This window comes from Vibrio sp. Sgm 5, assembly GCF_026241575.1.
GTDB lineage: Bacteria > Pseudomonadota > Gammaproteobacteria > Enterobacterales > Vibrionaceae > Vibrio > Vibrio jasicida.
In genome coordinates, this window is the sequence record NZ_JAPHPY010000111.1 from 1 (window position 1) to 3,119 (window position 3,119).

The 3,119-nt window shown below is 39.4% G+C and carries 4 protein-coding genes; all 4 read right to left on the bottom strand.

Features of this window, described 5'->3' with window-relative positions; genetic code table 11:
- Positions 1-209: 209 nt before the first annotated feature.
- Positions 210-632, bottom strand: coding sequence for a hypothetical protein (locus OQJ86_RS26095; RefSeq protein ID WP_265992173.1), 423 nt, complete (start codon positions 630-632; stop codon positions 210-212).
- 150 nt (positions 633-782) lie between these two features.
- Positions 783-1,061, bottom strand: a complete 279-nt coding sequence (locus OQJ86_RS26105) for a hypothetical protein (protein WP_265992175.1) — start codon at positions 1,059-1,061, stop codon at positions 783-785.
- Between the two features lie 210 nt (positions 1,062-1,271).
- The gene (locus tag OQJ86_RS26115) at positions 1,272-2,180 is read right to left on the bottom strand and encodes a phosphotransferase enzyme family protein (protein WP_265992180.1); all 909 of its coding nucleotides are present in this window, start codon (positions 2,178-2,180) and stop codon (positions 1,272-1,274) included.
- A gap of 139 nt (positions 2,181-2,319) precedes the next feature.
- Positions 2,320-3,000 (bottom strand): hypothetical protein, encoded by a 681-nt coding sequence (locus OQJ86_RS26120; RefSeq protein ID WP_065607986.1) that lies wholly within the window; start codon positions 2,998-3,000, stop codon positions 2,320-2,322.
- Positions 3,001-3,119: the final 119 nt, after the last annotated feature.

The window sequence follows — 3,119 nt, forward strand, 5'->3', positions numbered from 1 at the left end:
AACAATATTCATCGTAAATTTAGTTAAGCAACAAAGAGAACATTATACTATATGTTTTGGGGTAAGCACATAACGCCGCATTAAGTGGTGAACAACGCGACCACCCAACCTTAAACCTTGCCACATAAAGCACTGAAGCCGACTTAGGCTGAAATCGCCAAGCGTTGAGAATCCGTCTTAAATGCTTTGTTATGTGTTTTATCGTATGCTTATTCTTCAAGCAAACCCTTAAGCTGACTGTCGATGAAATTTTTTCCGAGAGCAAACACAACTTTTACGGTTTCACTTGGTCCTGCATCTTTGAATGTCGTAGTTAATTTCTCTATTACTCCAGGCTTAGATAGGTCAGAAACAAATTGATGCCCCCTCGCGGTTAGTCTTAACGGAATTACACTAACAGTAAAGCCGCCGCCTCCTCCCATTCTTTGGAAGCCAATACCATTTGTATTAATTGAGTTTTCTATAAGCCCTTGGTCTTCCATTATTTCCATGTGGAAAACAAGCTTGTTTAACTTCTCGTCGTCATTTAACCAAAGAGGCTTAATTTTATCGTTGTAAATATTAAAGTCAGGTTCATCATGATCCTGCACCGTATCTAAAAGATGTTTAATATATTCTATGTCTATTCTCATGATATCCTCTGTATGCTGATGCCGCATTACACATAACGCCCTGTTAAGGGGTGAGCAACGCAATACCAAAGCCACCGCATACCACCTTAAACACAAAAACCAACGCATAGTAAAAATGCCACGCGTTGCGAATCCCTCTTGAACAGTTTGTTAGGCGACATTTCTACGTTTAACTTCTTTCTCATACGAAGATTCGTTGTATAGCCAAATAGCCCAAAATGCGAAAAACATCCCGATCGTGTAAATTGAGTAATTAAGAGCATTATCCGATAAGAAAATCGTAATGCCTGCCGCATCAGAAGATGGATAAAGGAAAATAACATTAAAAATCATGTACAAAATGGCTGTGACGAAAGTTGTTCTAAAAAGCCAATTTAAACATCCTTTCTTTCGCGATTTTTGCCAATTATCAGATGCTTTACCATTCATTAATCCACTCCTTTTCTGTTAACTGAAGCTAGATTCACGCCAAGATACTATCCACTAGTCTATCGTTTGTCTCATGTCGCCTAACGCCTTGTTAAGGTGTGAGGCACGCAATACCAAAACCTCCGCATTGCACCTTAACCACTAAAACCAACGCATAGTGAAAATGCCACGCGTGCCGAATCACTCTTGAACAATTTGTTATAAATATTTTTATAGATACATCTCTCTGATTACCGCGAACAACTCGAACTTACGATCGAACCAGTAATCATCAAATTCCCACTCATCAATTGTAGCCTCGCCAATAAAACCAATATGCCAAATATTATGAGCTATCAAAAGCCACGGAATAGCTATAAGCTCTTCTTCAGAGAACTCTGAGATTGACTGATAACCACTCAGAAATGATGACCATTGTTCTTTAATGTTGTCACTATTAGTGAATAGAAGATTCCATAAGAAGACTACAGGGTCATATATTCGCCAACTTCTGCAACAGAAATCCAAGTCAAGTATCGTGATTTGCTCTGATGAGAAGATTGCATTACCCCAATGGAAGTCTCCGTGGCACAAAACCTCCGGTAAAGGAAACTTAGACAAGTTGACCTCCACTTGCGTAGCTAAGGTTTCGATAACCCCAACCTTTTCTTGCTTGTGCCTATAACCGGCTCTGATATTGAGCAAAGGTAAAGTGAGCAACTCTTCAGTTTTTTTAGGCGGAAAATCGTGCTTGTTCTGTGTTAAATGGAGCCGAGCACACTCTAGACCAAATAAGTAACATTGAGAAGAATTGAGAGTGGGCACCGTATCCCCATGTACAAAATGGCTTAACACTGCATACATATCATCAATATACTGGACATACTTACCGTCAACTCCCGGGACAGGGACGGTTACAGAAACTCTATTAGCTTTCAAGCTAGCATTGAACTCGGTCATTGACGTCAAATGCGACAAAGAGCAATGACTAGCTCTATAAAGCTTAACAACATATTGTTCACCGTAGACTGTCGTGAGTTGATACAACTCATGCATACTCGAAAGAGCAGAAACATCAGTGACATTGATATCGTAAGCTTCATTAAGCTTTTGTTTAAAGTATCGAATGTTATCTTTCACAGATGCTCCAATATTTATAACGCCGCGTTAAGTAGTGAGCAACACGACCACCTTACTAAACCATTACGCCGTAAACACGAAACTAACTTGAATTGAAAGCGCCGAGTGTTGCGAATCTGTCTTAAACGCTTTGTTAAGCCTATTGTTCGTATGACTGCTTTATTGATTTGTCGAGCAACTTTATGTAGTCGTCATAGCTCTTAAGAACATAGATTAGGTAGCCCTTGCCAATAACCACTTCTTTCCCATCGTCATGAAGAGACTCAACTTTTTCTATATGACTTTGTATAGGGGTAATTTTTCTACCATTTGCATCGTTTGTCTTGCCATTCTGATGCACGATAGCATTTCTTAAGACTTGTATACCCTTGATGCTTTGCCATTCAGGGCTCGTTTTGTATACATCAAACCCACATACTTTCTCTAGATATTTGGTCGATCTTTCTAGACCTTTACCTGCAATATCATTCAACTTAACTGTTGATTCGTGTTCCTTAGCATAGCTATCACATAATTGATCTAATTCATGCTCAAACATACCAGTAAGAGTCAACAGAGCCGATTTTCGTTGCAAATTAGGGAAGTAATCTCGAAAGATCCCATGAATATCCCACGTTTCGTCATCCAACCCTTGAAATACAGTTACAGCACGTACATACCCATCTTCTGGGTGTTCTTCTAATACATGAGTTTCTTTACCTTCTTCAAACTTCTGAATACTCAGTTCTGCTTGTTCTTCAATACCGTCAATATAGCTCCCCATCAGTTCAAACGTAGGGGAAAGGTAACTTTCATACCAACTTTTTAGAGTAGGCTTCATTGAAAACACTTAAATACTCCTGATAAATATATCTCGTAGGCTTAACGCCCTGTTAAGGGGTGAGCAACGCAATACCGATGCCACCGCATACCACCTTAAACATTAAAACCAACGCATAG

What these genes read in the sequence shown, in the direction of transcription:
- OQJ86_RS26095 (WP_265992173.1), bottom strand. Translation starts at nt 632, where the DNA reads ATGAGAATAGACATAGAATATATTAAACATCTTTTAGATACGGTGCAG.
- OQJ86_RS26120 (WP_065607986.1), bottom strand. Translation starts at nt 3,000, where the DNA reads ATGAAGCCTACTCTAAAAAGTTGGTATGAAAGTTACCTTTCCCCTACG.
- OQJ86_RS26105 (WP_265992175.1), bottom strand. Translation starts at nt 1,061, where the DNA reads ATGAATGGTAAAGCATCTGATAATTGGCAAAAATCGCGAAAGAAAGGA.